Genomic DNA, 24,961 nt, shown 5'->3' on the forward strand with positions numbered 1-24,961 from the left:
ATGCAGACTACAGCAGCCAAGTCCGTCGTTTCTTCGGATGCCGCCTGGGAGGAATCCGTTTCCGCCTGGATGGACGGTGAAGAAACCGACGATATTCTCCCCGGCCTGTTGACCCGCGAAGGGCGACAGACCTGGGATACCTATCATCTGATCGGTGATGCCCTGCGCAACAGCGACCTGGCGCTGACGCCCAGCGCGAACTTCCACGCCCGCCTGTCGCGGGCGCTGGATGCCGAACTGCCGATCGTGGCGGCGCCTCGGCGCCGCTCGCCGCTGCGCATGGGGCTGTCGGGCCTGGCGGTGGCGGCCGCGGTTGCCACGGTGGCCTGGGTCGCCCAGCCCTACCTGGCGGGCGGTTCCTCCGGCACCGAGACGCGCGTGCTGGCCGACGCCAGCGTCAGCGGCAGCGCCGATACGTCGGGCCTGAGCGACTACCTGGAGGCCCATCGCCAGATGGCCGGCCCCAGCGCGGTGCGTCAGGTGTCGTTCGACGTCGGGGCGGGGCGCTGATGGCCCTGGTGCTTCCGACCCGTTGGCCGGCGCTGGGACGGGCTGCCTCGTGGCAGGCTCACCGCGCCGGCTGGTTCGCCGCTACGCTCCTGACCGCATTCCTGGCCGCGCATGACCCCGCGCGCGCCGCCGACACCGCGCCCGCCCCGCAGGGCGATGACGTGGTCCAGTTGCTCTCCCGCATCCAGCAGGCCGCGCGCAAGCAGGACTACGCCGGCGTGTTCATGTATCAGCAGGGCGAGATGATCCAGTCCTCGCGCCTGGTGCACGTCCTGGACGGCACCGGCGAGCGCGAGCGTCTCGAGATCCTGGACGGGCAGCCGCGCGAATACTTGCGGCACAACGAAGATGTGCAGTGCCTGATCCCCGAGCGCAAGACGGTTTTGATCGAGCGTCGCCGCGGCGATCGCTTTCCCGGCCTGTTGCTGGGCGATCCGGCCAACCTGACCGACCACTACAAGATCCGCACCGAATCGGCGCTGCATCGCGTTGCCGGGCGCGAATGCCGCCTGATCACTATCGAGCCGCTGGACAAGTTGCGCTATGGCTATCGCCTCTGTGCCGACGTCGAGACCAATCTGCTGTTGAAGGCCCAGACCCTCAACGCCGCCCGCGGCGTGGTCGAGCAGGTGTCGTTCACTTCGCTGCGCCTGGGCGCCGAGGTCGATCCCAAATCGCTGTCGTCGCGATGGAACACGCGCGACTGGAAGGTGCTCGAGCCCTCCATGAAGACGGTCGACCTGGGCGCCCTGGGATGGCGCATTCCGGCGCCCAAGGGGTTCACAGTCGTCATGCAGGTGGCGCGCTCGATGGGGCGCGGCGCGACGGTCAATCAGATGGTGCTGTCCGATGGCCTGGCGGCCATCTCGGTGTTCATCGAACCCTACGACAGCCAGCGCGGCCATCATCCGCCCCCTGGCGCGGCGCAGCGTGGATCGATTACCGTCTATGGCACGCGCATCGCCGATTATTGGCTGACGGCCGTGGGCGAAGTGCCCGTGGCGACGCTGGAACAATTGGCGCAAGCGACAGAATACGTACCCGTGGCGAACGCTCCGGCGGCCGGCTCCAAGTAATGGGCGGCCTCTGCGGCAAGAAGTGATTTCGGAGCAATCTATGAAAGCAATGATGGTGTCGAACCCCGGCCTGCGCCGCTTCCTGGCGGCCGCGACGGCGGGGCTCCTGATGTCGGCCGCCTTCGCGCCCGCCTCGCAGGCGCAGACCGCTGCGGCCGAAACGCCCACCCCGACGGTGGCGTTGCCTGACTTCACCGGCATCATTGAAAAAGCCGACCCGGCGGTCGTCAACATCCGCACCACCGCCACCGTGCCGATCCGTGGCGTCGGCCCTGGCGGCAACGATCCGGCGGAGCTGTTCCGCTGGTTCTTCGGCCCGGATTTCCAGCCGCCGGGCCAGCAGTCGCCCAATCCGCGCCAGCGTCCGCAGCCGCAGCAGCCTGAGGAGCGCACCGTGCCGCGCGGCGTGGGCTCGGGCTTCTTCATCTCCGAAGACGGCTACATCATGACCAACAATCACGTGGTCAGCGATGCAACCGACATCTACGTCACCCTGACCGACGGCCGCGAATTCAAGGCCAAGGTCATCGGCACCGACGAGCGCACCGACGTGGCGCTGATCAAGATCGAGGCCAAGGACATGACGCCGCTGGTGATCGGCGATCCCAAGAAACTGAAGAAGGGCCAGTGGGTGCTGGCGATCGGCTCGCCGTTCGGCCTGGATTCCACCGTGACTTCGGGCATCGTCAGCGCGATCGGCCGCGATACCGGCGAATACCTGCCGTTCATCCAGACGGACGTGGCGGTCAACCCGGGCAACTCGGGCGGCCCGCTGATCAACCTGGCGGGCGAGGTCGTGGGCATCAATTCCCAGATCATCTCGCGTAGCGGCGGTTTCATGGGCATTTCGCTGGCCATCCCGATCGATGAAGCGATGCGGGTGGTGGACCAGCTGCGTGCCACCGGCAAGGTCACGCGCGGCCGCGTCGGCGTGCAGATCGGCGAAGTCGGCAAGGACGTGGCCGAGGCCATCGGCCTGCCCAAGGCCGAGGGCGCGCTGGTCAGCAGCGTCGAAGTGGACGGCCCGGCCGAACAGGCCGGCGTGCAGCCGGGCGACGTGATCCTGACCTTCAACAAGGAACCGATCAAGCGCTGGTCCGATCTGCCGCGTATCGTTGGCGAAACCAAACCCGGCACGCGCGCCGACATGGAAGTGTGGCGCAAGGGCAAGAAGATGACCCTGTCGGTCAAGGTCGGCGAGATTCCGGTCGACAAGGCCGCCCCGGGCAAGAAGGGCGCGCCGCCCGCGCCGGAAGTGACCAACGCGCTGGGCCTGGGCGTGATCGACGTGCCCGCCGACGTTCAGAAGAAGCTGCGCATCAAGGGCGGGGTGCAGGTCAAGGTCGCCGAAGGCGCGGCAGCCAAGGCCGGCCTGCAGGAAGGCGACATTGTGTTGGCCCTGAACGACACCGACGTCACCGGCGCCAAGCAGTTCGCCGAGCTGGTCGGCAAGCTGGACAAGGGCCGCGCGGTCGGCCTGCTGGTGCGTCGCGGCGAGCAGACCCAGTGGGTGGCGGTGCCCGCAAGCAAATAAGGCGCAAGACCGGCTAAAATGGCTGGTTGCCGCAAGAGGGGGCGCCTGGCGCCCCCTCGTTTTTGCCCGGCCCTCCCGCCAGATGCCGTCCGCAGCCCGCCGCAAGCGTGGCCCGGCGGCGGGCGTGCCGGCCGAGTGGCCCCAACCCGTCAGCCGTGCCTACCCTGGTGGCGGCGTCTTCCGGCAGTTTGCCGAATGTTCCGTCCCTTTTAAATTCAAGCATGCAGCATATTCGCAACTTCTCCATCATTGCCCACATCGATCACGGCAAATCGACCCTGGCCGATCGCCTGATCCAGCGCTGCGGCGGATTGGCGGATCGCGAAATGTCGGCCCAGGTGCTCGACTCCATGGAGATCGAGCGTGAGCGCGGCATTACCATCAAGGCCCAGACGGCGGCCCTGCACTACAAGGCGCAGGACGGCAAGATCTATAACCTGAACCTGATCGACACCCCGGGGCACGTCGACTTCTCGTACGAAGTCAGCCGCTCGCTGTCGGCGTGCGAAGGCGCGCTGCTGGTGGTCGATGCCTCGCAGGGCGTCGAAGCGCAGACCGTGGCCAACTGCTACACCGCCATCGAGCTGGGCGTGGAAGTGCTGCCGGTGCTGAACAAGATGGACCTGCCGCAGGCCGATCCGGACAGCGCGCGCCAGGAAGTCGAGGACGTCATCGGCATCGACGCTTCGCAGGCGGTGCTGGCCAGCGCCAAGACCGGCATGGGCATCGACGAGATCCTCGAGTCCATCGTCGCGCGGGTGCCGCAGCCCAAGGGCGATCCCGATGCGCCGCTGCAGGCGCTGATCATCGACTCGTGGTTCGACAACTACGTTGGCGTGGTGATGCTGGTGCGCATCGTCAACGGCATGCTCAAGCCCAAGGACAAGATCCTGCTGATGGCTTCCGGCGCCACCCACCTGTGCGAGCAGACCGGCGTGTTCACGCCCAAGTCGCAGCAGCGTCCGCACCTGTCGGCGGGCGAGGTGGGCTTCATCATCGCCGGCATCAAGCAGCTCGAGGACGCCAAGGTCGGCGATACGGTCACGCTGGCGAGCAAGCCGGCCGCCGAGCCGCTGCCCGGCTTCAAGGAAGTCAAGCCGCAGGTGTTCGCCGGCCTCTATCCGGTCGAGAGCTCCGAATACGACCAACTGCGCGATTCGCTCGAGAAGCTCAAGCTGAACGACGCGGCGCTGATGTTCGAACCCGAAGTGTCGCAGGCGCTGGGCTTTGGCTTTCGCTGCGGCTTCCTCGGCCTGCTGCACATGGAAATCGTGCAGGAGCGCCTGGAGCGCGAGTTCGACATGGACATCATCACCACCGCGCCGTCGGTGGTGTACGAGGTCGAGCAGCGCGATGGCTCGGTGATCACCGTCGAAAGCCCGTCGCGCATGCCGGAAATCGGCAAGATCGCCGACATCCGCGAGCCGATCGTGAAGGTCACGCTGTTCATGCCGCAGGACTACGTCGGTCCGGTGATGACGCTGTGCAACAACAAGCGCGGCGTGCAGATCAACATGAGCTATCACGGCCGCCAGGTGCACCTGGTGTACGAAATCCCGCTGGCCGAGATCGTGCTGGACTTCTTCGACAAGCTCAAATCGGTGTCGCGCGGCTACGCCTCGATGGACTATGAGTTCCTCGAATACCGCTCGGCCGACGTGGTGCGCGTGGACCTGCTGATCAACAACGACCGCGTCGACGCGCTGGCCGTGATCGTCCACCGCAGCAACGCCCGCCATCGCGCCCGCGACGTGGTGACGCGCATGCGCGGCCTGATTCCGCGGCAGATGTTCGACGTGGTGATCCAGGCGGCCATCGGCGCCGAAATCATCGCTCGCGAGAACGTCAAGGCGCTGCGCAAGAACGTGCTGGCCAAGTGCTACGGCGGCGACATCTCGCGCAAGAAGAAGCTGCTGGAAAAGCAGAAGGCCGGCAAGAAGCGCATGAAGCAGGTCGGCACGGTGGAAATTCCGCAAGAGGCCTTCCTGGCCATCCTGCAAGTGGAAGACAAATAGAACCCGAGAAGGCGGTTAGCTGATGAGTTGGAACTTTGCCCTGATCCTGTTTGTTCTGCTGGTGCTGACCGGCATTATCTGGGCGCTCGATCTGGCCGTATTGCGGCGCGGCCGCGAGCGCCGGGCGCAAGAGGCGATGGCGCAGTACGACGCGGCGCTGATCGGCGATTCGCAAGAGGCCGAGCGTTTGCGACGCGAGGCCGGCGACAAGGCCCGCCGCGTGCCGTGGTGGATCGAATACGCGGTCAGTTTCTTTCCCGTGATCCTGTTCGTGTTCGTGCTGCGTTCGTTCGTGGTGGAGCCGTTCCGCATTCCTTCGGGTTCGATGCTGCCGACGCTGCAATCGGGCGACCTGATCCTGGTGAACAAGTTCAGCTACGGCCTGCGGCTGCCGGTGATTGACAAGAAGGTCGTCGAGATCGGCAAGCCGCAGCGTGGCGATGTGTTCGTGTTCCGCTATCCGGTGGATCCGGACGTCGATTACATCAAGCGCGTGGTGGGCCTGCCCGGTGACGAAATCGCCTACCTCGACAAAAAACTGTACGTGAACGGCCAATTGGTGCCACATACGCGCGACGGTGACTATTTCGAACCTGATCGTGTCTCCTATATTGCACAATATAAGGAGAAATTGGGCGAAGTTAGCCACAATATCCTGCTTGATGAGAGCCGGCCGCAGGAGTATCGCCCGCAGTACCAATTTCCCAACCTCGGGAACTGCCAATATTCCCGCGATGGGGTACGCTGCAAAGTACCCGAGGGGCAATACTTCGCCATGGGCGATAATCGGGATAACAGCGCCGACAGCCGATATTGGGGTTTCGTGCCGGAATCCAATATCGTCGGGAAGGCCTTCTTCATCTGGATGAATTTCAGCGATCTCAGCCGCATTGGCCGGTTCAACTGATTATGTCGCTAGCCACGCTAGAAAACCGGCTGGATCACCACTTCGGTGACCCAGCACTGCTTGAACAGGCGCTGACCCACCGCAGCCATGGGGCGCGCCACAACGAGCGCCTGGAGTTCCTCGGGGATTCCGTGCTCAACTTCGTCGTCGCTGCGATGCTGTTCGAGCGTTACGCGAAGATCGACGAGGGCGATCTGTCGCGCCTGCGCGCCAACCTGGTCAAGCAGGCCTCGCTGGCGGACATCGCCCAGCGCCTGGAGCTGTCCCAGTACCTGCGCCTGGGCGAAGGCGAACTGAAGAGTGGCGGTTTTCGCCGGCCGTCGATCCTGGCCGACACGGTCGAAGCCCTGTTTGGCGCCGTGTTCCTGGACGCCGGCTTCGACGCCGCCCGCCGCGTGATCGTGCGTCAGTACCAGCCGGTGCTGGCCTCGGTCGACCCCAAGACCCTGGGCAAGGACGCCAAGACCTTGCTGCAGGAATTCCTGCAAGGCCGCAAGCTGGCCTTGCCCGTGTACACCGTGGTGGCCACGCATGGCGCGGCCCACAGCCAGCAGTTCGAGGTCGAGTGCGCCATTCCGGCGCTCGAGATCAAGGTGAACGCGCCCGGCGCAAGCCGCCGCGCGGCCGAGCAGTCGGCCGCCAAGCTGGCGCTGGAGGCCGCGCAGGCCATCAGCCCGGCGTCCAAGGCCGCCCGCAAGTCGGGCAAGGCGCGCAAGACCGCGCAGTTGTCGCTGCCCGTGGCAGTGTCCCAAGAGACTAAATGAGCGATACCCCTTTCCGTACCGGTTTCGTGGCCATCGTCGGCCGCCCCAACGTGGGCAAGTCCACGCTGACGAACGCGCTGATCGGTTCCAAGATATCCATCGTGTCGCGCAAGGCGCAGACTACGCGCCACCGCATCCACGGGGTGCTGACGCGCGACCACGAACAGTTCGTGTTCGTGGATACGCCGGGCTTCCAGACGCGCCATGGCGGCGCCATGAACCGCATGATGAACCGCGTGGTGACGCAGGCGCTGGCCGACGTCGACGTGGTGGTGCACGTGGTCGAGGCCGGCAAGTGGTCGGAGGGCGACGCCAAGCTGCTGCCGCTGCTGCCTGCGCCGGAGCGCACCATCCTGGTGATCAGCAAGATCGACGCGCTCAAGAACCGCGATGAGCTGTTCGCCTTCGTCTCGAAGATCATGGCGTTGCATCCGTTTGGCGCCGTGGTGCCGGTCAGCGCCACCAAGAACCAGCAGCTCGACCAGTTGCTGCAGGAAATCGCGGCGCGCCTGCCGGAAGGCGAGCCGATGTTCGAGGAAGACACCCTGACCGACCGGCCGATGCGCTTCATCGCCGCCGAACTGGTGCGCGAGAAGATCTTCCGCCTGGTCGGCGACGAACTGCCCTACGGCTGTACGGTCGTGATCGAGCAGTGGGAAGAGACCGACAAGGGCGCGCGCATCGCCGCCTGCGTCGTGGTGGAGCGCGACAGCCACAAGCCGATCCTGCTGGGCACCGGCGGCATGCACATGAAGCGCATCGCCTCCGAGGCGCGGCAGGACATTGCCAAGCTGCTGGACAAGCCGGTGCACCTGGAGATCTACATCAAGGTGCGCAAGGGCTGGTCCGACCGCGAGAGTGCGCTGCGCGACCTGGGCTATGAGTAAACGGGCGCCTCGCGTCCAGGATCGCCCGGGATACATGCTCCACGCCACCGCGTGGCGCGAGACGTCCCTCATCGTTCAGACTTTCTCGCGCGACCACGGCTGTGTCGCCATGGTCGCCAAGGGCGCCAAGCGCCCGTATTCCGTGCTGCGTCCGGTGCTGTCGGCGTTCCAGCCGCTGCTGCTGTCGTGGACCGGCAACGGCGAGGTCAAGACCCTGACCCGCGCCGAGATCATGGGCGTGCGTGCCCTGAACGGCACCGCGCTGATGTCGGCGTGGTACATGAATGAACTGCTGCTGCGCCTGTTGCCGCGCGAGGATGCCCATCCGCTGCTGTTCGACGCCTACGACATGGCGCTGCAGCAGTTGTCGGGCGGCACGCGCGCGGCGGGCGCCTTGCGCCGCTTCGAATGGACGCTGCTGCGCGAGACCGGCTACGGCGTGGATGAGGCGGAACCCGATTTCGACGATCCCGTCATCGAGCCGGCCCTGCGCCGCGACCTGCGCGAACGCCTGGCCGAGAACCTGGCGGGCCGGCCCCTGGCCACGCGCCGGGTGCTGATGGACCTGCAGCGCATCTGAACCCGCGGCGCGCCTGCCATGACCTTCACGCTCAAGCAGGTCGAGACCTTCCGCACCGTCTATGAAACGGAAAGCGTGACCGCCGCGGCGCGGCGGCTCGATGTGTCGCCGGCCACGGTCAGCGCGACGCTGGCCGCGCTCGAGGCCAGCATCGAATTGCGGCTGTTCGAGCGCGTGCGCCAGCGCATGCAGCGCACGCCCGAAGCCACGCTGCTGTACGAGGAGATCCGCCGCCTGAACGTCGGCCTGGAAAGCCTGGGCCGCAAGATCCGCGCGATCCGCGGGGCGGCCCAGCCGCGTCTGCGCATCGGCTGCATCCATGCCTACAGCGGGGCGGTCGTCAGCGATACCATCGCGCGCTTTCGCGAGCGTTATCCGGACACGCCCCTGTATCTGCAGATCCGGGATTCGAACACACTGCGCGACATGGTGGTGTCAGGCGAACTGGACTTGGCCGCCGTGGCGGATGAGTCGGAGCTGGAGGGCCTGCGCGGCCATCGCCTGGCCAGCCTGCGGGCCGTGACGGTGTTCCCGGACGGTCATCCGCTGGCGCGCCTGGAGCAGGTCGGACTGGCGCAACTGGCCGAGGTGGATGTGATCGCCCTGAATGCCGAGGATGCCTCGCGCCAGCGGCTGGACGCGCTGGTGCTGCAGGCCGGCCTCGGCCTGCGCGTCGCGATCGAGACGCCGTACTCGAGCACGGTGTGCCAGCTTGCGCTGGCCGGCCATGGCGTCGGCATCGCCAACCCCGCCACCGCGGTGGGGCTGGAAGCCGCGGGCTTGTGCCACAGGCCCCTGGCGGCGCCCGTGCATTTCGAATGCCACATGATCCTGCATGGCAGCCGGCCGCTGTCGGAGGCTGGCAAGTACTGGGCGACCTGTCTGCGCGCGGCGTTGGCGCCGTTGGTGGAACGCTACGGTGTCAAGCGCGGCTGACGGGCTCGCGGTCCGCGCAGCAGTTGCCGCCGCCTAGCCGCGGCGGCCGTCCGCCGTCAGGATCAGCACCACCGACGATTCCGCATCAAGCTGGCCGGCGCGGCGCAACCGCGTGACCGCCGCCAGCGCGGCGGCCGATGACAGTTCCGTGGCCAGGCCCAGGCGCTCCAGCCGCTGCTGCGCCTGGGCGGCGGCGGCATCGGAGACCTCGACCGGCGAGCCGCCCGAGCGCGCCAGCGCTTCGAGCGATTGCAGGGTGACGGTACCGCCGGCGATAGAGTATTGATCGGTGGCCCCTTCCCACAGGCCGCGCGCATCGCCCGCGGCGCGCGCCCGCGACAGGCGGGCGAACGGTTCCACCGCATGCAGCCGCGGCAGGCGCGGGATGCGGCCGGCGCGCAGCAATTGCTGCCAGCCCATCAGAATGCCCCACAGCAGGTCGCCGCGCGCGGTTGGCACGACGATGTCGGTGGGCAGGCCGCAGCGGTCGAACAATTCCTGCGCGATTGGCTTGTAGCCTTCGACGCCGTAGGGATGCGTGCCGACCGGCGGGTTGAGATAGTTGGTGCCGGCGAAAGCGCCCTGGTTGCGGCACAGGTCGGCGACATGGGGCCAGCGGCCCAGGCTGTCGTCGAATGCGGTCAGGCGGGCGCCGAAGCGCTGCATGGCCTCGCGCTGCAGCGGCGGGCAGTGGCGGGTGATGGCGATGTCGGCCTGCAAACCGGCGGCGGCGCAATAGGCCGCCAGCGAGACGCCGGCATTGCCGCTGGAAGCCGCGGCCACACGCGTGGCGCCGGCCAGCCGGGCGCGCGACACCAGTTGCGCGGCCATGCGGTCCTTGTGGCTGCCGGTGGGGTTGGCGCTCTCGCATTTGAGCCAGAGCCGTCCCACGCCCTCGGCCTGCGCCAGCGCGGGCGCATCCAGGCAGGGCGTGGCGCCTTCGCCGAGCGTGACGGGGTCCAGCACCGGCAGGTCGATTGCGTCGCCGGAGCCTGCGGCGTACTGGCATTCCAGCGACGCGGGATGGCCGGCCTCCAGGCAATGCGGGCAGCCTTCCGGGTAGTCGGCGGGCGGCAGTTGGCTGTCGCAGCGGATGCAGCGCAGGCCGGACAAGCGGGGGTTCATCAGCATGGGTCAGTACAACGAGGCAAGGGAGTCCAGGGGAAGGGCGGGGGCGACCTGCAGCAGGCAGTCGCCGTCGTCGCTGCGGGCGATGGCGCGCAGGCAGACGACGGTGCCGGCCTGCGGGCTGGCGAGGGCGCGCGCGGGCAGGTCGGGGCGGGCGGGTTCTATGAGCTGGCCGATGGTCTGGCCGGCGGTCACGGTCTGGCCCAGATCGACGGCGGGAATGAACACGCCCGGTTCGCGGCTGCGCAGGGTGGCGGCCGGCGCGTCCAGGTCGTGCAGCAACGGCGCCGGCTGGCGCGGCGTGGCGGCGGCCAGCAAGCCCAGTTCGGCCAGGCAGCCGAGCAGGCCGTCGCGGCAGCGTTCCACCAGCGCGCGGGTGGTCTCGCCGCCGCCGCCGATTTCCGCGCTCAGGCGCAGCACGCCCAGGCGGCTGGCGGCGGCCGGCATCGAACCGGATTCGCCGCCGCGAAAGAACACGCAATGCGGCAGGCCGAAGGCGCGGGCCAGGGACGGCAGGCGTTCATCATAGGCGTCGTCGCCATAGCGGGTGATGACCGAAGACGGCAGGTAGCGCAGCGATGCGCCTCCGCTGTGGATGTCCACCAGTGCCTGGATGCGCGGCAGCAGCCGCGCCTCCAGGGCGGCGGCCACGCTCTCGGTATAGCCGCGCGCCGGCGCGCCGAGAAAGGCGCGGTTCAGGTTGCCGCCGTCGGAAGGCGACAGGCGCGTGCCGGCCAGCGAGGCCTCGGCGTTGGCGGCGGGCAGCAGGTAGACCGTGCCGCGCTGCAGGACGCCCGGCAGCAGTTGCCAGAGCTGCAGGATGGCCGCCTGGCCTTCCCATTCGTCGCCATGCACGCCGGCCATCAGCGCCACGGCCGGCCCGGGGCCGGCCTCGATCTTCAGCACCGGGATGGTGACGCGCCGGTAGGCCGACGCGTTGGTGGCGGCGGCGCAGGTGAAGTCTTCGCGGCTTACCTGGATCATGGCGTGGCCTCCGGTCGCGGGCGAGGGTGTGTCAATCCAGCGTGGTGCCGGCGGCCTTGATGAGGGTTTCCCATTTGGGCAGTTCCTTCTGGATCTGGGTCTGGACGTCGGCGGGCGCGCCGCCGAGCGGCTCCTGCGAGCGGCTGCGCAGTTCGCGCGCGACGGGTTCCGCGCGCAGCGCGGCGTTCATCGCCGCGTTCAGCCGCGCGATGACGGCGGGCGGCGTGCCGGCCGGCGCCACCAGCGCGCTCCAAGCCGATTGCTCGTAGTCGGGATAGCCTTGCTCAGCCACCGTCGGCACGTCCGGATTGGATGCCGCGCGGGCCTTGGTGGTGACAGCCAGCGCGCGCAGGCGGCCGTCCTTCAGATTGCCGATCAGGGGCGGCAGATTCTCCATCATCGAATCGACGTGGCCGCCCAGCAGGTCGGCCAACTGCGCGGCCGTGGCCTTATAGGGAATCTGCCGCACCGCCGCGCCGGTCTGGGCGATGAAAAGTTTGACGCCGACTTCGCTGGTGGTGCCGGGATCGGCCGACGTCATGGTCAGGCGGTCGGGCTGGGCGCGGCTGGCGTCGATGAAGTTCTTGAGATCGCGGTAGGGCGAGGCCGCGTTGACGACGATGACGTTGGGGGTTTCGGCCACCAGGCCGATCGGCGTGATGTCGCGGTCCAGGTCATAGAGCTGCTGCTTGAAGAGATAGCGATGCAGCACCAGCGTGCCGACGTGGGCGTAGCCGATGGTGTAGCCGTCGGCCGCGGCGCGCACCAGCGCCTGGGTGCCGATGCGGCCGCCCGCGCCCACGCGGTTTTCGATCACCACCGGCTGGCCGAGCACACGGCTCATTTCCTGGCCGACCAGGCGGGCGGTGATGTCGGCGTTGCCGCCAGCGGCGGCCGGCACGATCATCGTGATGGGCCGTTCCGGGTATTCGGCCAGCGCGGGCTGCGCGGTCAGGCAAAGCAACAGGGCGGCAAGGCTGGCGGAGCGTTTCATGACGGTTCCCGGGACGTTGAGGGCTGCGCTATTGTGCGGCGGCCGCGCGGGGAATCCGTTTGGTTTTATCAGATGGTTGTTCGATAAAAGCTAAGGCTGGGGTGGCGGCTGCCGATCGGCCTTGCGCCCCAGTCCGTAGCCGAGCGCCGCCGCAGCCAGCGCGCACAGCGCGCCCAGGAGGGCGATCAGCGCCACGCCGTGTCCCAGCGCATCGACCCCTGCCTTGACCCAGCCGCTGGCCGCGTCGCCTGCGCGGTAGACCACGGTGTCGATGACGTTCTTGGTCTTGTATTTGTCCTCGGGCGAGACCGCGGTGAAAAGCATCTCGCGTCCGGGTTTGACCAACGCGTATTCGCCGGCGCGCCGCAGGATCATGGCCACGGCAAGCACCGCGAACACCGGGTAGGCCGCCAGCGCCAGGAACGCCAGCGCCATGGCCAGCGGCACCGCCGCCATCAGGAATCGCACGCCCAGCCAGGCGGCGACGCGGCCGGTGAGGAATAGCTGCGACAACAGCGCCAGGGCCTGCACGATGAAGTCCAGCGTGGCGAAGACGCGGATGCGCTGCGCCCTGTCCGGGAAGGTCTCGGCCACCAGCCGCGCCTGCTCCATGTACAGGAAGGTGCTGAGGGTGGCCAGCAGCAGCACCAGCACGGCGATACCCAGCAGGTAAGGCGACTGGAATACCCGTGCCAGCCCCGCCAGCATGGCGCCCGGGATCGGGCGCGCCAGTTCAGCGGTCTCGGCTTCGGAGCGGGTCGCGGCGCGCCAGCGCAGCAGCCAGCGCTTGAGCGGCAGGGTGGCCGCCAGCAGCAGCGCCGACAACAGCAGCAGGCCGGCCGTGCCGAGCGTGCCCGCCAGCAGGCCGCCCAGCAAGGGGCCGCACAATCCCCCGGCGCTGGCGCCGGCGGCGATGAAGGCGAACAGGCGCTTGGCCGACGCCATGCGGAAGACGTCGGCCATCAGGCTCCAGCCGAGCGAGACCACGAACAGGTTGAAGACCGACAACCACACGTAGAAGCTGCGCGCGGCCCAGACGCCATCGGGCTGCCAGTGGAACAGCGCCGCGTAGCCCGCCATGGTGGCGGCGAACACCGCGTAGGCCCAGGTCACCAGCGTGGCGCGCGGCACCCGGCCCGACAGCCAGCCGAACAGCGGCACCACCGCCAGCATGGCCAGGAACGTGGCGCTGAACAGCCATTGCAGTTGTTCGACGCCGGCCTGGATGCCCAGGGTCTCGCGGATCGGCCGCAGCATGAAATAGCCGCAGAACAGGAAAAAGAAGAAGGCGAAGCCGCAGGCGCCCGCCGCCACCTCGCCGGGTTGGAGCCCCAGCGCTTGCGCCGCCCGCTGGCGCCAGGAGCCGGCGGCGCGCATGGCTTCAGCCCAGCAGGGCGGCGATGCGTTCGCGCAGCGCCGCGTCCGGTTGCGGACCGAAGCCGGCCCGCGCGTTGTCCACCATGTTGGCCGGCTTGGAGGTGGCGGGGATGACGGCGGTCACGGCGGGATGGCCGATGATGAATTTCAGGAACAACTGCGCCCATGAGGTGCAGTCGATTTCACCGGCCAGGGCCGGCAGCGGCCGGTCCCGGACCTGGCGGAACAGCGCGCCGTCCTGGAACGGGCGGTTGACCAGCACCGCGACGCCATTGGCCTGGCAGGCCGGCAGCAGGCGCTTTTCGGCGTTGCGCGCGCCCACCGACAGATTGATCTGCAGGAAGTCGGGCTTTTCCTTTTCGACCAGCTCGGTCAGTTCGTCATGGGCGGCGTCGGTGTAGTGCGTGATGCCGAGGTAGCGCGTTACGCCCTGCTGCTTGAGTTCGCGCAGCAGCGCCAACTGGTTGCGGGTGTCGATCAGGTTGTGGACCTGGATCAGGTCGAGCTTCTGCGTCCGCAGCGCGCGTAGCGAGTTCTCGATCTGGCGCCGGGCCGCCTCGTGGCCCTGGGTGCTGATCTTGGTGGCCAGGAACACCAGCGGACGCCGGTCCGGCTCGCGCGCCAGCAGCGCTCCGGTGACGGCTTCGGCCTGTCCGTAGCTGGGGGCGGTGTCGATCAGCGAGCCGCGCGCCTCCAGCAAGGCGTCCACGACCTGCGCCAGCGGCGCCATGGCGGCCGCGTCCGAGGGCGACACATTGAAGGTGTCGGCGGTGCCCAGGCCGATCACCGGCAGCATGTCGCCGGTGGCCCCGATCGGGCGGGTCAGCATCGGCCGCTGGAGGCTCAGGGCGCTTGCCGTCCACGGCTGGGCCAGCAGCGATGCGCAGGCGGCGGCCTGCAGGAATCGACGGCGATCAGGCATGGCTCGCTCCAATGAAAAAGGGCCTGCATGGTTCATGCAGGCCCTTGTGACTGTGACAGCCGCGCGCTTACTCGCGGTTGCCGCCGAAGATGCCCAGCAGCATCAGCAGGTTCGAGAAGACGTTGTAGACGTCCAGGTAGATGGCCAGCGTGGCGGACACGTAGTTGGTCTCGCCGCCGTTCACGACGCGCTGCAGGTCGACCAGCATGAACGCCGAGAAGATCACGATGGCCAGCACCGAGATGGTCAGCATCAGCGCGGGCAACTGCAGGAAGATGTTGGCCAGGGCCGCCACCAGGATCACGACCGCGCCGATGAACAGGAATTTCTGCAGGCCGGACAGGTCGCGCTTGATGGTGGTGGCCAGCGTGGCCATCGTGCCGAACACGATCGCGGTGCCGCCGAAGGCCGTCATGACCAGTTGCGAGCCGTTGCTGAAGCCCATCACGAAGCCCAGCAGGCGCGACAGCATCACGCCCATGAAGAACGTGAAGGCGAGCAGCAGGACCACGCCGAGCGAGTTGTTCTTGTTCTTCTCGATGGCGAACATCATGCCGAAAGCGCCCACCAGGAACACGATGGCGGACAGGCCCGGGCTGGCGCCCATGACGCGGTTGATGCCGGTGTACAGGCCGACGGCCGCGCCGAGCACGGTCGGAATCAGCGAGAGCGCCAGAAGCCAATAGGTGTTGCGCAGGACTTTGTTGCGCACGACCTCGCCCGGCGCGCCGGCGAGGGTGCCGGAACGGTTAAAGGGGGACGGACGATATTCGTTCATGGAGGACTCCTGTGTACGGCAGAAATTGATTTGCCTAGAAGGCTTAGATGCCAAGGATACCTTACAGTTCCCTGAAGAATCCAGTTTTCAGAAGAATTAGCGCGCAGGGCGGGCAGGCATGACCCTGTTATGGGGATGGTCAAGCCGGTTTCAACCGGGCCTGACGTCCTGCATCACCCGCGCCACGATACGCGGCAGTTCCTCATCCATGCGCGTCTGGATCTGTTCGATGGCGTCGGCCAGGGCCTGGCGCATGACCTGTTCGACTTCCGCCTGCAGGCGGGCGGCCAGCACCGAGGCCTCTGCCGGTGCGGCGGCCGGGGCGTCGGGCGCGACTGCCGCGGCGAGGGCCGGAAGGGCGGGCGTATCGGCCGCTTCAGCCAGACGCGGCGCGTCGGCGCCGTCCTGAGCGACATCCGTCAGCAGCGGGAAGGCATCATCATCCCGGGCGAGGTCGGTCAGCAGCGGAAAGGCGTCGTCATTCGGGGCAACGTCGGTCAGCAGCGGGAAGGCGTCGTCATTCGGGGCAACGTCGGTCAGCAATGGGAAGGCGTCGTCATCCTGGGGCGCGTCGGTCAGCAGCGGCGCTTCCGGAGGCGACAGCGTGGGTTCGGCCCGCTGGGTCAGGGTGGGGATGCCGGGGTCGGAGGGGCGGTGGGGCATGGGGGCTCCCGAGGGTCGAGATGGCGCCGCCGGGGGCGGCGCGGGAGGCGGGGAGGGCGGTCAGGCGCCCTGCTGTCGTTGGCTCAGGTCGTGGCTTTGCGGCGTGTGGCCGGCGCCCTGATAGACGCGCCAGCGCTGGCGCGCGGCCTGCTTGTCGTCGGGATCGTCCGAGACGATCTCGAGCAGCCGCTCGAAGGTCTCGAAGCCCGGCGGGCAGTCGTCGTCGAGATTGAGCAGCCAGGGCGAAGGGCCGTCGCCGGCGGCCTGCGCCGCCTGCTGCGGATCGCCGGCGGTCAGGACGACGGGCGTCTCGGCCGCCAGCGGATCGTTGGCCAGGACGTGCGGCACGAACGAGGTGTCATCGAAGGCCCACAGCATGCGGTCGAACTGGGCCAGGCGCGAGCCCTCGCGGCAATACACCACCAGCCGCTGGCCCGCCAGGTAGCGCTTGCGCACCACCTGGCAGGCCATGCGCAGGCGGTCGGGCGCGCCAAAGGCGAAATCGATGCGCGTCATGCCGGGATCCGCGGGCTGCCGCTCAAGCCTGGTCCAGCAGGAATTGCATCAGCAGCGGCACGGGTCGGCCGGTGGCGCCCTTGTCCTTGCCGCTCTTCCAGGCGGTGCCGGCGATGTCCAGATGCGCCCAGCGATACGACTTGGTGAAGCGCGACAGGAAGCAGGCGGCCGTGACGGCGCCGGCGGGGGGGCCGCCGATGTTGGCCAGGTCGGCGAAGTTGGACTTGAGCTGGTCCTGGTAGGCGTCGTCCATCGGCATGCGCCAGGCGGTGTCCAGGGCCTGGCGGCCGGCGGACGAGAGGGCCTCGGCCAGCGCGTCGTCCTTGGTGAACAGGCCGGTATTGACATGGCCCAGGGCCACGACGCAGGCGCCGGTCAGGGTGGCGATGTCGATGACGGCGGACGGCTTGAAGCGCTCGGCGTAGGTCAGCGCGTCGCACAGCACCAGGCGGCCTTCGGCGTCGGTGTTGAGGATCTCGATGGTCAGGCCGGCCATGCTGGTGACCACGTCGCCCGGCTTGTTCGCCTTGCCGCTGGGCAGGTTTTCGCAGGCCGGGATCAGGCCGATCACGTCCAGCGGCAGTTCCAGTTCGGCCAGTGCGCGGAACGAACCGAGCACGCTGGCCGCGCCGCACATGTCGTACTTCATTTCGTCCATGGTGGCCGCGGGCTTGAGCGAGATGCCGCCGGCGTCGAAGGTGATGCCCTTGCCGACCAGCACGATGGGGCCTTCGGACGCCTTGGCGCTCTTCTTGGCGGGCTTGCCGGCATGGCGCAGGACGATGAAGCGCAGCGCTTCCTCGGAGCCGCGCGCCACCGACAGGAACGAGCCCATGCCGAGCGCTTCGACCTGCTTGCGGTCCATGACCTCGACCTTGAGCGACTTGAATTCGCGCGCCAGGCGCTTGGCGGTGTCGCCCAGGTAGGTGGGGGTGCAGATATTGCCCGGCAGGTTGCCCAGGGTGCGGGTCAGTTCCATGCCGTTGGCGATGGCGGCGCCTTCGCGCAGGCCCTTCTGGACCTGGGCGGCGTCGGCGCGCTCGACGATCTGCACGATCTTCTTGAGCTTGGGACGGGCGTCGCGGTCGGGCTTGCCGAAGCTGGCGTCGTAGTGATAGGTGGCGCTGCCGGCGGCGATGGCGGCGCTGCGGGCGCGGGCAACCAGGGGCACGTCGGCGATCGGGTTGGCGGCCAGGGTGGACACGCCTTCGGTCAGTTGGGCCGCGACGCAGGCGGCGGCGAAGGCCTGTTCGGCCGAGGCGTGGGCGCGAGCCGAGTATTCGTCCTGCTTGCCCAGGCCGACCAGGACCACGCGCTGGGCCGACACGCCCGGCAGGGAACGCAGCACCAGGGTCGAGCCGGCGCGGCCGCGGAACTCGTTCTTGGCGACGGCGCGCACGGCGCCGTTGGAGGCGCGGTCGATCAGGTCGGCGGCGGGGCTCAACACGCCGTCGGCGAAGACCCCGACCGCCAGCGCGGCGGTCTTGATCTGGTGCAGGGAAGCAGTGGTCTGTGTGCTAAATTCCATGAGGGTTTCCCGTGTGCGTCTGTATGATGCGGTCGATTATCCCGCATATTCTCCCATGTCTCTATTCAAACGCTCTGTCGTCAGCGAGATCACCAGTCACGCTGGCGTTGTCTTTTCCACGTTGCTCATCGTATGGCTCAGCGTGCTGCTGGTGCGCCTGCTCGGCGAGGCGGCGGGCGGCAACATCGGGGCGGACGTCGTGCTCGTGCTGGCCGCGCTGTCCACCATCACGGCGCTGCCTACCATCCTGGCAGTCTCGGTCTTCATCGCGGTGCTGACCACCGTCACGCGTAATTATCGGGAATCCGAGATGGTGGTCTGGTTCGCCAGCGGCCTGTCGCTGGCGGACTGGCTCAAGCCGGTGCTGCGCGTCGCCATTCCCGTGGCCATCGCGGTGGCCGGCCTGACGCTGGTGGCCGCGCCCTGGGCGTATCGCCAGATCGGCGAATACCACGAGCGCTTTGAACAACGCTCCGACCTGTCCAAGGTCACGGCGGGCCAGTTCGCGGAATCGGCAGGCGGCAACCGTGTGTTCTTCGCCGAGGATCCGGCCAAGCCGACAGACGAACTGGGCAATGTGTTCGCGCGCGAAACCGGACCGGAATGGCTCAGCGTGCTGACCGCCAGCAGCGCCCACAGCGAAACGCTGCCCAATGGCGACCGCTTCCTGGTGCTGGGCGAGGGGCATCGCTACGACCTGAAGCCGGGCACGCCCGAGATCCGACTGGTGCACTTCGAGAAATACGGATTGCGCCTGGAAAGCAAGGGCGGCGATGACCCCGTCGCTTCCGCGCGCGCCGCCGCCGAACGCTCGGCCAAGGCTCGCACCACGCCGCAACTGATGGCCGACAACACCACCAGCAGTTGGTCGCAGGTGATGTGGCGCATCTCGCTGCCGCTGGCCGCGCTGAACCTGGCGTTGCTGGCAATCCCGCTGGGCGCCGTGAACCCGCGACTGGGCCGCTCCGGCGACCTGCTGATTGCCGGCCTGGTGGGGCTGCTGTATATGAACTTGATCAACCTGTCGCGTGCCTGGATTTCCAACGGCAAGCTCAGTTTCGGCGTGGGCACCGTGGCGATCCACCTGGTGGTGGCCGCGTTTACGGCGTTCCTGCTGATGCGCCGGTTGCGCGTCAAGGCGCCCAGGAACAGCTAGCGGTCCCACCCGCGGCCCGATCCATTGGCGGGGGGATAGGCAAGGCGGGCCGCCGACCGCGGGGGCCCGTGATCGCGCCGCCGCTGCCGCCTTCAGGGCAGGTATTTCATCGTCCCGCGCTTGCCGGCCAGCAGGTCGGCATTGCGCAGCACCGACTTGCGGATGAATTCCCACAGCACCGTGACGCGCTTGAGCTTGCGCAGGTCCTCGTGGCAATACATCCAGAACGAGCGCGTGATCTCCACCTCCTTTTCCAGCACCGGCTTGAGCCGCGGATCCTGCGCCGCGATGAAGCAGGGCAGGATGGCCAGCGACTGGCCTTGCAGCGCCGCGTGGTACTGCGCCACCACGCTGGTGCTGCGCAACACCACCCGGCTGGCTGGCAGCAGGTCTTCCAGGTAGCGCAGGCGCTCGCTGAACAGCAGTTCGTCGACATAGCCGATGAAGCTGTGGCCGGCCAGGTCGGCGCGGCCGCGGATCGGCGGATGGCGCGCCAGGTATTCGGGCGTGCCATACAGGCGCAGCGTGTAGTCGCACAGCTTGCTGCATACATAGGGGCCGCGCTGGGGGCGCTCAATGGTGATGGCCAAGTCGGCCTCGCGCTTGGACAGGCTGACGAAGCGCGGCACCGGCAGGATGTCCAGCGTGATGTGCGGATAACGCCGCTGGAAATCGGCCGCCAGCGGCGTCAAGACGTAGCTGCCGAAGCCCTCGGTGGCGCCGATCCGCAGGTGGCCGGACAGCGCCTGGCCGATCCCCGACAGCGTCTCGCGGGCGCTGTGCACCGTGCTTTCCATTTGCTCCGCGTGCACGAACAGGCGCTGGCCGTCCTCGGTCAACACGAAGCCGGCGCTGCGCGATTTCTCGAACAGCAGCGTGTCCAATTCGGCTTCCAGGGCGCGGATGCGCCGTGACACGGTGGTGTGCTCGACCCCGAGCTTGCGCGCCGCGGCGCTGACGCGCTGCGTCCGCGCGACCTCCAGGAAGTACCGCAGGCTGTCCCAATCCAGCACGTTATCCGCCCCTGATAAGGTTGTGCATTGATGCACAAGGAATGTGCATTTCTGGTGTTGCTTGTTGATTTTCACACATCTACACTGGGTCGGCAGCCCTGGGGGAATGCTCCGGGAGCCGCACGCCGCGAAGACGGCGCCATAACGCATAAAACTCAGGAGACAAATCCATGGAATTGCACGCACGCGGGCTGGCCGCAGGCTTGTGTCTGGGCGCAGCGCTGTTGGGGCAGGCGCACGCGGCGGATAAACCGCCGGTGAAGATCGGCATCCTGACCGATATGTCGGGCACCTACGCCGGCATGGGCGGGCCCGGTTCGGTGGCGGCGGCGCAATTGGCCATCGACGATTGCCTGGCCGCGGAATGCAAGGGCATGAAGATCGAGCTGGTGTCGGCCGACAACCAGAACAAGGCCGACGTGGGGGCGGCCAAGGCGCGCGAATGGTTCGACCGCGACGGCGTCACCGCCATCGCCGATCTGACCAATTCGGCCGTGGCGCTGGCGGTGCAGGGCATCGCGCGCGAAAAGAACAAGGTCGTGATGTTTTCCGGCCCGGCCACCACGGCGCTGACCAACAAGGAATGCTCGCCGGTCGGATTCCACTGGATGTTCGACACCTATTCGCAATCCGCCGGCGGCGCCAAGGCCACGGTCAGGGCGGGCGGCAAGTCCTGGTACTTCATCACCGTCGACTACGCCTTCGGCCATTCGCTCGAGGCCGACACGGCCAAGGCGGTCAAGGCGCTGGGCGGCACCGTTGCCGGCAGCGTGCGCCATCCGCTGAACGCGCCGGACTTCGCCTCCTACCTGCTGCAGGCGCAAAGCTCCAAGGCGCAGGTGGTGGCGCTGGCCAATGGCGGCCAGGACACCGTCAACGCCGTCAAGCAGGCGCGCGAGTTTGGCATCGTGGCCGGCGGCCAGCGCCTGGTGTCGCTGCTGATCTTCCTGTCCGACCTGCGCGCGCTGGGGCTGGAAAGCGCCCAGGGCCTGTCGTACGTGGACGGCTTCTACTGGGATTACGACGACGCCACGCGCCAGTGGTCGACCCGCTTCGAGAAGGCCTTCCGCGGCCTGAAACCGACCATGACGCAGGCCGGCGTGTATTCCAGCGTGCTGCACTACCTGCGTTCGGTGGCGGCCTCGGGCAGCACCGACGGCAAGGTGGTGGCCGACAAGATGCGCGCGTTGCCGATCAAGGATCCGATCATGCGCAACGCTTCGATCCGGCCCGACGGCCGCGTGATCCACGACATGTACCTGTACGAAGTGAAGAAACCGTCCGAGTCCAAGGGCGGCTGGGACTATTCCAAGCTGGTGGCCACCATCCCGGCGGCCGAGGCCTTCCAGCCGCTGGCCGATTCGGCCTGCCCGCTGGTGCAAAAGTAAGGCGTGGCGCGCCGTCCGGGCTCGCCCGGCGGCGCGCGCGCGAGATCCAAGAACGCGGATTCCATCCGCATCGACAATGCAGTGTGAGGAGCATCAAATGAGTGAAGTCCCCCGCGTTCCGCTATTGATCGGCGGCAAGCTCGTGCAGTCCAAGACCACCGAATGGCGCGACGTGATCAACCCCGCCACCCAGGAAGTCGTGGCCAAGGTGCCGTTCGCCACGCGCGCGGAACTGGACGAGGCCATCGCCAATTCCAAGGAAGCCTTCAAGACCTGGCGCAACAGCGGCCAGGGCGCGCGTATGCGCGTCATGCTGAAGTTCCAGGAGCTGCTGCGCGCCAACACCGCCAAGCTGGCCGAGATGATCACCCGCGAGCATGGCAAGACGCTGCCCGACGCCGAGGGCGAAGTCGGCCGCGGCCTCGAAGTGGTCGAGCACGCCTGCTCGATCGCCAACCTGCAACTGGGCGAGTACGCCGAGAACGCCGCCTCGGGCATCGACGTCTACACGCTGATCCAGCCGCTGGGCGTGTGCGCGGGCATCACCGCATTCAACTTCCCGGTGATGCTGCCGTGCTTCATGTTCCCGATCGCGGTGGCCTGCGGCAATACCTTCGTGCTCAAGCCGTCCGAGCAGGACCCCAGCTCGTCGCTGTTCCTGGCGCAACTGGCGCTGGAAGCCGGCCTGCCGCCGGGCGTGCTGAACGTGGTGCATGGCGGTCCGGAAACGGCCAACGGGCTGTGCGAGCATCCCGACATCAAGGCCGTGTCGTTCATTGGTTCGACCCGCGTCGGCACCGAGATCTACAACCGTGCTTCGGCGGCCGGCAAGCGTTGCCAGTCGATGATGGGCGCCAAGAACCACTGCGTGATCCTGCCGGACGCCGATCCGGAAGTCGCGCTGAACCAATTGCTGGGTGCCGCGTTCGGCGCCGCCGGCCAGCGCTGCATGGCCTCGTCGGTGGCTGTGCTGGTGGGCGAGGCCCGCAACTGGCTGCCTGATTTCGTCGAGCGCGCCAAGAAGCTCAAGGTCAACTCGGGCATGGACCGCGCCGCCGACCTGGGCCCGCTGGTCTCGCCGAACGCCAAGAAGCGCGTCGAAAGCCTGATCCAGAAGGGCGTGGACGAAGGCGCCAAGCTGCTGCTGGACGGCCGCAACCTGAAGGTCTCCGGCTTCGAGCAGGGCAACTTCGTCGGCCCGACCGTGTTCGACGGCGTGACCGAGAACATGACCATCTACACCGAGGAAATCTTCGGCCCGGTGCTGTGCGTGGTCGGCGCGGAAACGCTGGAAGAGGCGGTGGAATTCATCAACCGCAACCCCAACGGCAACGGCGTTGCCCTGTTCACGCAGGACGGCGGCGCGGCGCGTTACTTCCAGAACAACATCGACGTCGGCCAGGTCGGCATCAACGTGCCGATCCCGGTGCCGGTGGCGTGGTTCAGCTTCACCGGTTCGCGCGGATCCAAGCTGGGCGACCTGGGCCCCAACGGCAAGCAGGCGGTGCAGTTCTGGACCCAGACCAAGACCGTCACGGCGCGCTGGTCGGCCCACGCCAAGACCGTGAACACCACGATCTCGATGCGCTGAAAAAGGGACGCCTTGTCCTAAGCTTATATTAATAAGTCATATAACAAGGCGTCCTTATTACTTATAATTGGCCCGTCTATCAGGGGCCAATTCATGAACCTGCAGCAATTTCGTTTTGTGCGCGAAACCATCCGGCGCGACTTCAACCTGACCGAAGCCGCCCGGATGCTCTATACCTCACAGCCGGGCGTGTCCAAGGCCATCATCGAGTTCGAGGATGAACTCGGGATCAAGATCTTCGAACGCCACGGTAAGCGCATCAAGGGGCTGACCAAGCCCGGCCTGGCCGTGTCGCAGGTGATCGACCGCATCATGCGCGAGGTCGACAATCTGAAGAAGGTCAGCGACGAATTCGCCCGCCGCGACGAAGGCGGCCTGGTGATCGCCTGCACCCACACCCAGGCGCGTTACCTGCTGCCGCGCGTGATTCCGGCGTTCCGCAAGCAGTTCCCCAAGGTGCACCTGTCGCTGGCCGAAGGCAGCCCGGCGCAGTTGGCCGAGATGGTGCTGCACGAGCAGGCCGACCTGGCGCTGGCGACCGAGTCGCTGGCCCTGACGCCGGGCCTGGCGACATTGCCCGTGTATGCCTGGGAGCACACCGTGTTGGTGCGGCCCGATCATCCGCTGGCCGAGCTGACGTCCAGCGCCGCCAAGCGCCTGTCGCTGGCGCAACTGGCGGAATACCCCATCGTGACCTATGACCGCGCCTTCACTGGCCGCAGCACGATCGACGAGGTCTTCGCCAACCAGGGGATCCATCCGGACATCGTCCTGGAAGCCATCGACGCCGACGTGATCAAGACCTACGTCGACGTCGGGCTGGGCATCGGCATCATCGCCGGCGTGGCCTATGACCCGCGGCGCGATTCCAGCCTGGTGGGTCTGCCGGTCGGCCACCTGTTCGGCACGCACACCACCCGCGTCGGGGTAAAGGCCGGAGTGTTCCTGCGCGATTACGTCTATACCTTCCTGGAAATGCTGGCGCCTTCCCTGACGCGCGCGGTCGTGACCGAGGCCGTGCAGGGAACGCCGAAGTAGGCTGGGCCATGACGAGCGCCGTGGAAGTCGGACGAGAAGAAGCGGTTCCCTTGGTGGGGAGCCGCTTTTTTTTCATGGAAGCGGGGGCGGGGAAGGGCGCGGACAAGGTGTCTCACTATCCCTTTTCATAAGCTCATAAAAAATATTAAATAAGAACCGATCTCATTTGGGTTGACTAAAAAATAGGAATCATTATCATTACATCCAGTCTCAACGACCCAGTGAGGTTAAACATGACGGCAGGATTGAGTGCAGTGGTAGTGGGCGCCGACAGGCTCGGCAACATTCCGGATCTGCTCAAAGGACACAACATCTCGATCACGCACCACATCAGTGGTCGTGATCCCTCGCATCAGAAGAAGACGCTGCAATTGCCCTCGGGCACCCAACTGGTCATCTTGCTGACCGATTTCCTCGGCCACAACGTCATGAAGACCTTCCGCAATGCCGCGCAGCGTGGTGGCATCCGTGTCGTGGCTTGTCGCCGTTCGGTATGCAGCATGCAGCAGGCCTTGCAGCAATGCGGCCTGTGCAGCCGGGGCGCCGCGGTCCACTGACCCTGCCATGCCACGCCGCCGCCAACACTGAAAACTGGGGAGGCCGAAAAGGCCCGCGGCTCAAGCCGCGAAGAGGAATGCAAAACGCCGCCAGACTGTAAAGTCCGGCGGCGTTTTGC

General features: G+C 67.2%; 24 protein-coding genes. 14 read left to right on the forward strand and 10 right to left on the reverse strand.

Features of this window, described 5'->3' with window-relative positions; all coding sequences use genetic code 11:
* The 9 genes from HV783_RS14020 to HV783_RS14060 all read left to right on the forward strand — a co-directional run bounded on the left by HV783_RS14020 (position 1) and on the right by HV783_RS14060 (position 9,209).
* Positions 1 to 510 (forward strand): sigma-E factor negative regulatory protein, encoded by a 510-nt coding sequence (locus HV783_RS14020; RefSeq protein ID WP_054501553.1) that lies wholly within the window; start codon positions 1 to 3, stop codon positions 508 to 510.
* The gene (locus HV783_RS14025; RefSeq protein WP_054501552.1) at positions 510 to 1,586 is read left to right on the forward strand and encodes a MucB/RseB C-terminal domain-containing protein; all 1,077 of its coding nucleotides are present in this window, start codon (positions 510 to 512) and stop codon (positions 1,584 to 1,586) included. Before HV783_RS14020 ends, HV783_RS14025 begins: the two co-directional genes overlap by 1 nt.
* A gap of 40 nt (positions 1,587 to 1,626) precedes the next feature.
* Positions 1,627 to 3,120, forward strand: a complete 1,494-nt coding sequence (locus HV783_RS14030) for a DegQ family serine endoprotease (RefSeq protein WP_054501551.1) — start codon at positions 1,627 to 1,629, stop codon at positions 3,118 to 3,120.
* A gap of 221 nt (positions 3,121 to 3,341) precedes the next feature.
* Positions 3,342 to 5,135, forward strand: coding sequence for a translation elongation factor 4 (gene lepA, locus HV783_RS14035; protein ID WP_049072171.1), 1,794 nt, complete (start codon positions 3,342 to 3,344; stop codon positions 5,133 to 5,135).
* Between the two features lie 22 nt (positions 5,136 to 5,157).
* Positions 5,158 to 6,042 carry a signal peptidase I gene (gene lepB, locus HV783_RS14040; RefSeq protein WP_054501550.1) on the forward strand — a complete coding sequence of 295 codons (885 nt, stop codon included), beginning with the start codon at positions 5,158 to 5,160 and terminating at the stop codon, positions 6,040 to 6,042.
* Positions 6,043 to 6,044: 2 nt separating this feature from the next.
* The gene (gene rnc, locus HV783_RS14045; RefSeq protein WP_049072173.1) at positions 6,045 to 6,806 is read left to right on the forward strand and encodes a ribonuclease III; all 762 of its coding nucleotides are present in this window, start codon (positions 6,045 to 6,047) and stop codon (positions 6,804 to 6,806) included.
* Positions 6,803 to 7,693, forward strand: a complete 891-nt coding sequence (era, locus tag HV783_RS14050) for a GTPase Era (RefSeq protein WP_054501549.1) — start codon at positions 6,803 to 6,805, stop codon at positions 7,691 to 7,693. The genes rnc and era overlap by 4 nt, the downstream gene beginning before the upstream one ends.
* Positions 7,686 to 8,273 (forward strand): DNA repair protein RecO, encoded by a 588-nt coding sequence (recO, locus tag HV783_RS14055; protein ID WP_054501548.1) that lies wholly within the window; start codon positions 7,686 to 7,688, stop codon positions 8,271 to 8,273. The genes era and recO overlap by 8 nt, the downstream gene beginning before the upstream one ends.
* 18 nt (positions 8,274 to 8,291) lie before the next feature.
* Positions 8,292 to 9,209, forward strand: a complete 918-nt coding sequence (locus HV783_RS14060) for a LysR substrate-binding domain-containing protein (protein ID WP_054501547.1) — start codon at positions 8,292 to 8,294, stop codon at positions 9,207 to 9,209.
* A 33-nt stretch (positions 9,210 to 9,242) separates the two neighbouring features.
* On the opposite strand, the gene HV783_RS14065 is transcribed toward HV783_RS14060, so the two are convergent.
* The 9 genes from HV783_RS14065 to HV783_RS14105 form a co-directional block, all read right to left on the reverse strand.
* Positions 9,243 to 10,340, reverse strand: coding sequence for a pyridoxal-phosphate dependent enzyme (locus HV783_RS14065; protein ID WP_175189339.1), 1,098 nt, complete (start codon positions 10,338 to 10,340; stop codon positions 9,243 to 9,245).
* A 3-nt stretch (positions 10,341 to 10,343) separates the two neighbouring features.
* The gene (locus HV783_RS14070; protein WP_175167587.1) at positions 10,344 to 11,321 is read right to left on the reverse strand and encodes a M14 family metallopeptidase; all 978 of its coding nucleotides are present in this window, start codon (positions 11,319 to 11,321) and stop codon (positions 10,344 to 10,346) included.
* Between the two features lie 31 nt (positions 11,322 to 11,352).
* Positions 11,353 to 12,315, reverse strand: a complete 963-nt coding sequence (locus HV783_RS14075; RefSeq protein ID WP_175189340.1) for a Bug family tripartite tricarboxylate transporter substrate binding protein — start codon at positions 12,313 to 12,315, stop codon at positions 11,353 to 11,355.
* Positions 12,316 to 12,405: 90 nt separating this feature from the next.
* Positions 12,406 to 13,692: an NTP/NDP exchange transporter gene (locus tag HV783_RS14080; protein ID WP_175189341.1), complete on the reverse strand. Its 1,287-nt coding sequence runs from the start codon at positions 13,690 to 13,692 to the stop codon at positions 12,406 to 12,408.
* 4 nt (positions 13,693 to 13,696) lie between these two features.
* Positions 13,697 to 14,614, reverse strand: a complete 918-nt coding sequence (locus tag HV783_RS14085) for an aldo/keto reductase (RefSeq protein WP_175142177.1) — start codon at positions 14,612 to 14,614, stop codon at positions 13,697 to 13,699.
* 67 nt (positions 14,615 to 14,681) lie between these two features.
* A complete protein-coding gene (locus tag HV783_RS14090; RefSeq protein ID WP_006393496.1) occupies positions 14,682 to 15,392 on the reverse strand; it encodes a Bax inhibitor-1/YccA family protein in 711 nt (236 codons plus the stop codon).
* Between the two features lie 150 nt (positions 15,393 to 15,542).
* Positions 15,543 to 16,055, reverse strand: a complete 513-nt coding sequence (locus HV783_RS14095; RefSeq protein ID WP_175189342.1) for a hypothetical protein — start codon at positions 16,053 to 16,055, stop codon at positions 15,543 to 15,545.
* Between the two features lie 60 nt (positions 16,056 to 16,115).
* Complete coding sequence (locus HV783_RS14100) at positions 16,116 to 16,571, reverse strand: DNA polymerase III subunit chi (RefSeq protein ID WP_054501540.1); 456 nt, start codon at positions 16,569 to 16,571, stop codon at positions 16,116 to 16,118.
* A gap of 22 nt (positions 16,572 to 16,593) precedes the next feature.
* Positions 16,594 to 18,099: a leucyl aminopeptidase gene (locus tag HV783_RS14105; RefSeq protein WP_116792754.1), complete on the reverse strand. Its 1,506-nt coding sequence runs from the start codon at positions 18,097 to 18,099 to the stop codon at positions 16,594 to 16,596.
* A 55-nt stretch (positions 18,100 to 18,154) separates the two neighbouring features.
* Here HV783_RS14105 and lptF point away from each other — a divergent pair, with 55 nt between their 5' ends.
* Positions 18,155 to 19,255, forward strand: coding sequence for an LPS export ABC transporter permease LptF (lptF, locus tag HV783_RS14110; protein ID WP_064524420.1), 1,101 nt, complete (start codon positions 18,155 to 18,157; stop codon positions 19,253 to 19,255).
* A gap of 92 nt (positions 19,256 to 19,347) precedes the next feature.
* Here the strand turns inward: lptF and HV783_RS14115 are convergent, their stop codons facing one another.
* A complete protein-coding gene (locus HV783_RS14115) occupies positions 19,348 to 20,268 on the reverse strand; it encodes a LysR family transcriptional regulator (RefSeq protein ID WP_054501538.1) in 921 nt (306 codons plus the stop codon).
* 170 nt (positions 20,269 to 20,438) lie between these two features.
* On the opposite strand from HV783_RS14115, the gene HV783_RS14120 reads away from it, so the two are divergent.
* The 4 genes from HV783_RS14120 (at position 20,439) to HV783_RS14135 (ending at position 24,842) form a co-directional block, all read left to right on the forward strand.
* Positions 20,439 to 21,656, forward strand: coding sequence for an ABC transporter substrate-binding protein (locus HV783_RS14120; RefSeq protein WP_054501537.1), 1,218 nt, complete (start codon positions 20,439 to 20,441; stop codon positions 21,654 to 21,656).
* A 97-nt stretch (positions 21,657 to 21,753) separates the two neighbouring features.
* Positions 21,754 to 23,247 (forward strand): CoA-acylating methylmalonate-semialdehyde dehydrogenase, encoded by a 1,494-nt coding sequence (locus HV783_RS14125; protein ID WP_049072202.1) that lies wholly within the window; start codon positions 21,754 to 21,756, stop codon positions 23,245 to 23,247.
* A 93-nt stretch (positions 23,248 to 23,340) separates the two neighbouring features.
* Positions 23,341 to 24,285 (forward strand): CysB family HTH-type transcriptional regulator, encoded by a 945-nt coding sequence (locus HV783_RS14130; protein WP_175189343.1) that lies wholly within the window; start codon positions 23,341 to 23,343, stop codon positions 24,283 to 24,285.
* 233 nt (positions 24,286 to 24,518) lie between these two features.
* Positions 24,519 to 24,842 (forward strand): DUF2325 domain-containing protein, encoded by a 324-nt coding sequence (locus HV783_RS14135; RefSeq protein WP_035361296.1) that lies wholly within the window; start codon positions 24,519 to 24,521, stop codon positions 24,840 to 24,842.
* Positions 24,843 to 24,961: the final 119 nt, after the last annotated feature.

Source organism: Achromobacter dolens (assembly GCF_902859745.1).
GTDB classification, from domain to species: Bacteria; Pseudomonadota; Gammaproteobacteria; order Burkholderiales; family Burkholderiaceae_B; genus Achromobacter; species Achromobacter dolens.

Excerpts from the sequence above, each read along its gene's own strand:
- HV783_RS14020 (WP_054501553.1), top strand. The coding sequence starts at position 1 with ATGCAGACTACAGCAGCCAAGTCCGTCGTTTCTTCGGATGCCGCCTGG.
- HV783_RS14100 (WP_054501540.1), bottom strand. The coding sequence starts at position 16,571 with ATGACGCGCATCGATTTCGCCTTTGGCGCGCCCGACCGCCTGCGCATG.
- HV783_RS14065 (WP_175189339.1), bottom strand. The coding sequence starts at position 10,340 with ATGCTGATGAACCCCCGCTTGTCCGGCCTGCGCTGCATCCGCTGCGAC.
- HV783_RS14080 (WP_175189341.1), bottom strand. The coding sequence starts at position 13,692 with ATGCGCGCCGCCGGCTCCTGGCGCCAGCGGGCGGCGCAAGCGCTGGGG.
- HV783_RS14125 (WP_049072202.1), top strand. The coding sequence starts at position 21,754 with ATGAGTGAAGTCCCCCGCGTTCCGCTATTGATCGGCGGCAAGCTCGTG.
- HV783_RS14090 (WP_006393496.1), bottom strand. The coding sequence starts at position 15,392 with ATGAACGAATATCGTCCGTCCCCCTTTAACCGTTCCGGCACCCTCGCC.
- HV783_RS14120 (WP_054501537.1), top strand. The coding sequence starts at position 20,439 with ATGGAATTGCACGCACGCGGGCTGGCCGCAGGCTTGTGTCTGGGCGCA.
- HV783_RS14070 (WP_175167587.1), bottom strand. The coding sequence starts at position 11,321 with ATGATCCAGGTAAGCCGCGAAGACTTCACCTGCGCCGCCGCCACCAAC.
- era (WP_054501549.1), top strand. The coding sequence starts at position 6,803 with ATGAGCGATACCCCTTTCCGTACCGGTTTCGTGGCCATCGTCGGCCGC.
- HV783_RS14030 (WP_054501551.1), top strand. The coding sequence starts at position 1,627 with ATGAAAGCAATGATGGTGTCGAACCCCGGCCTGCGCCGCTTCCTGGCG.
- HV783_RS14105 (WP_116792754.1), bottom strand. The coding sequence starts at position 18,099 with ATGGAATTTAGCACACAGACCACTGCTTCCCTGCACCAGATCAAGACC.
- HV783_RS14130 (WP_175189343.1), top strand. The coding sequence starts at position 23,341 with ATGAACCTGCAGCAATTTCGTTTTGTGCGCGAAACCATCCGGCGCGAC.
- HV783_RS14060 (WP_054501547.1), top strand. The coding sequence starts at position 8,292 with ATGACCTTCACGCTCAAGCAGGTCGAGACCTTCCGCACCGTCTATGAA.
- HV783_RS14075 (WP_175189340.1), bottom strand. The coding sequence starts at position 12,315 with ATGAAACGCTCCGCCAGCCTTGCCGCCCTGTTGCTTTGCCTGACCGCG.
- recO (WP_054501548.1), top strand. The coding sequence starts at position 7,686 with ATGAGTAAACGGGCGCCTCGCGTCCAGGATCGCCCGGGATACATGCTC.
- HV783_RS14025 (WP_054501552.1), top strand. The coding sequence starts at position 510 with ATGGCCCTGGTGCTTCCGACCCGTTGGCCGGCGCTGGGACGGGCTGCC.
- HV783_RS14095 (WP_175189342.1), bottom strand. The coding sequence starts at position 16,055 with ATGCCCCACCGCCCCTCCGACCCCGGCATCCCCACCCTGACCCAGCGG.
- HV783_RS14085 (WP_175142177.1), bottom strand. The coding sequence starts at position 14,614 with ATGCCTGATCGCCGTCGATTCCTGCAGGCCGCCGCCTGCGCATCGCTG.
- lepA (WP_049072171.1), top strand. The coding sequence starts at position 3,342 with ATGCAGCATATTCGCAACTTCTCCATCATTGCCCACATCGATCACGGC.
- HV783_RS14135 (WP_035361296.1), top strand. The coding sequence starts at position 24,519 with ATGACGGCAGGATTGAGTGCAGTGGTAGTGGGCGCCGACAGGCTCGGC.
- lptF (WP_064524420.1), top strand. The coding sequence starts at position 18,155 with ATGTCTCTATTCAAACGCTCTGTCGTCAGCGAGATCACCAGTCACGCT.
- rnc (WP_049072173.1), top strand. The coding sequence starts at position 6,045 with ATGTCGCTAGCCACGCTAGAAAACCGGCTGGATCACCACTTCGGTGAC.
- lepB (WP_054501550.1), top strand. The coding sequence starts at position 5,158 with ATGAGTTGGAACTTTGCCCTGATCCTGTTTGTTCTGCTGGTGCTGACC.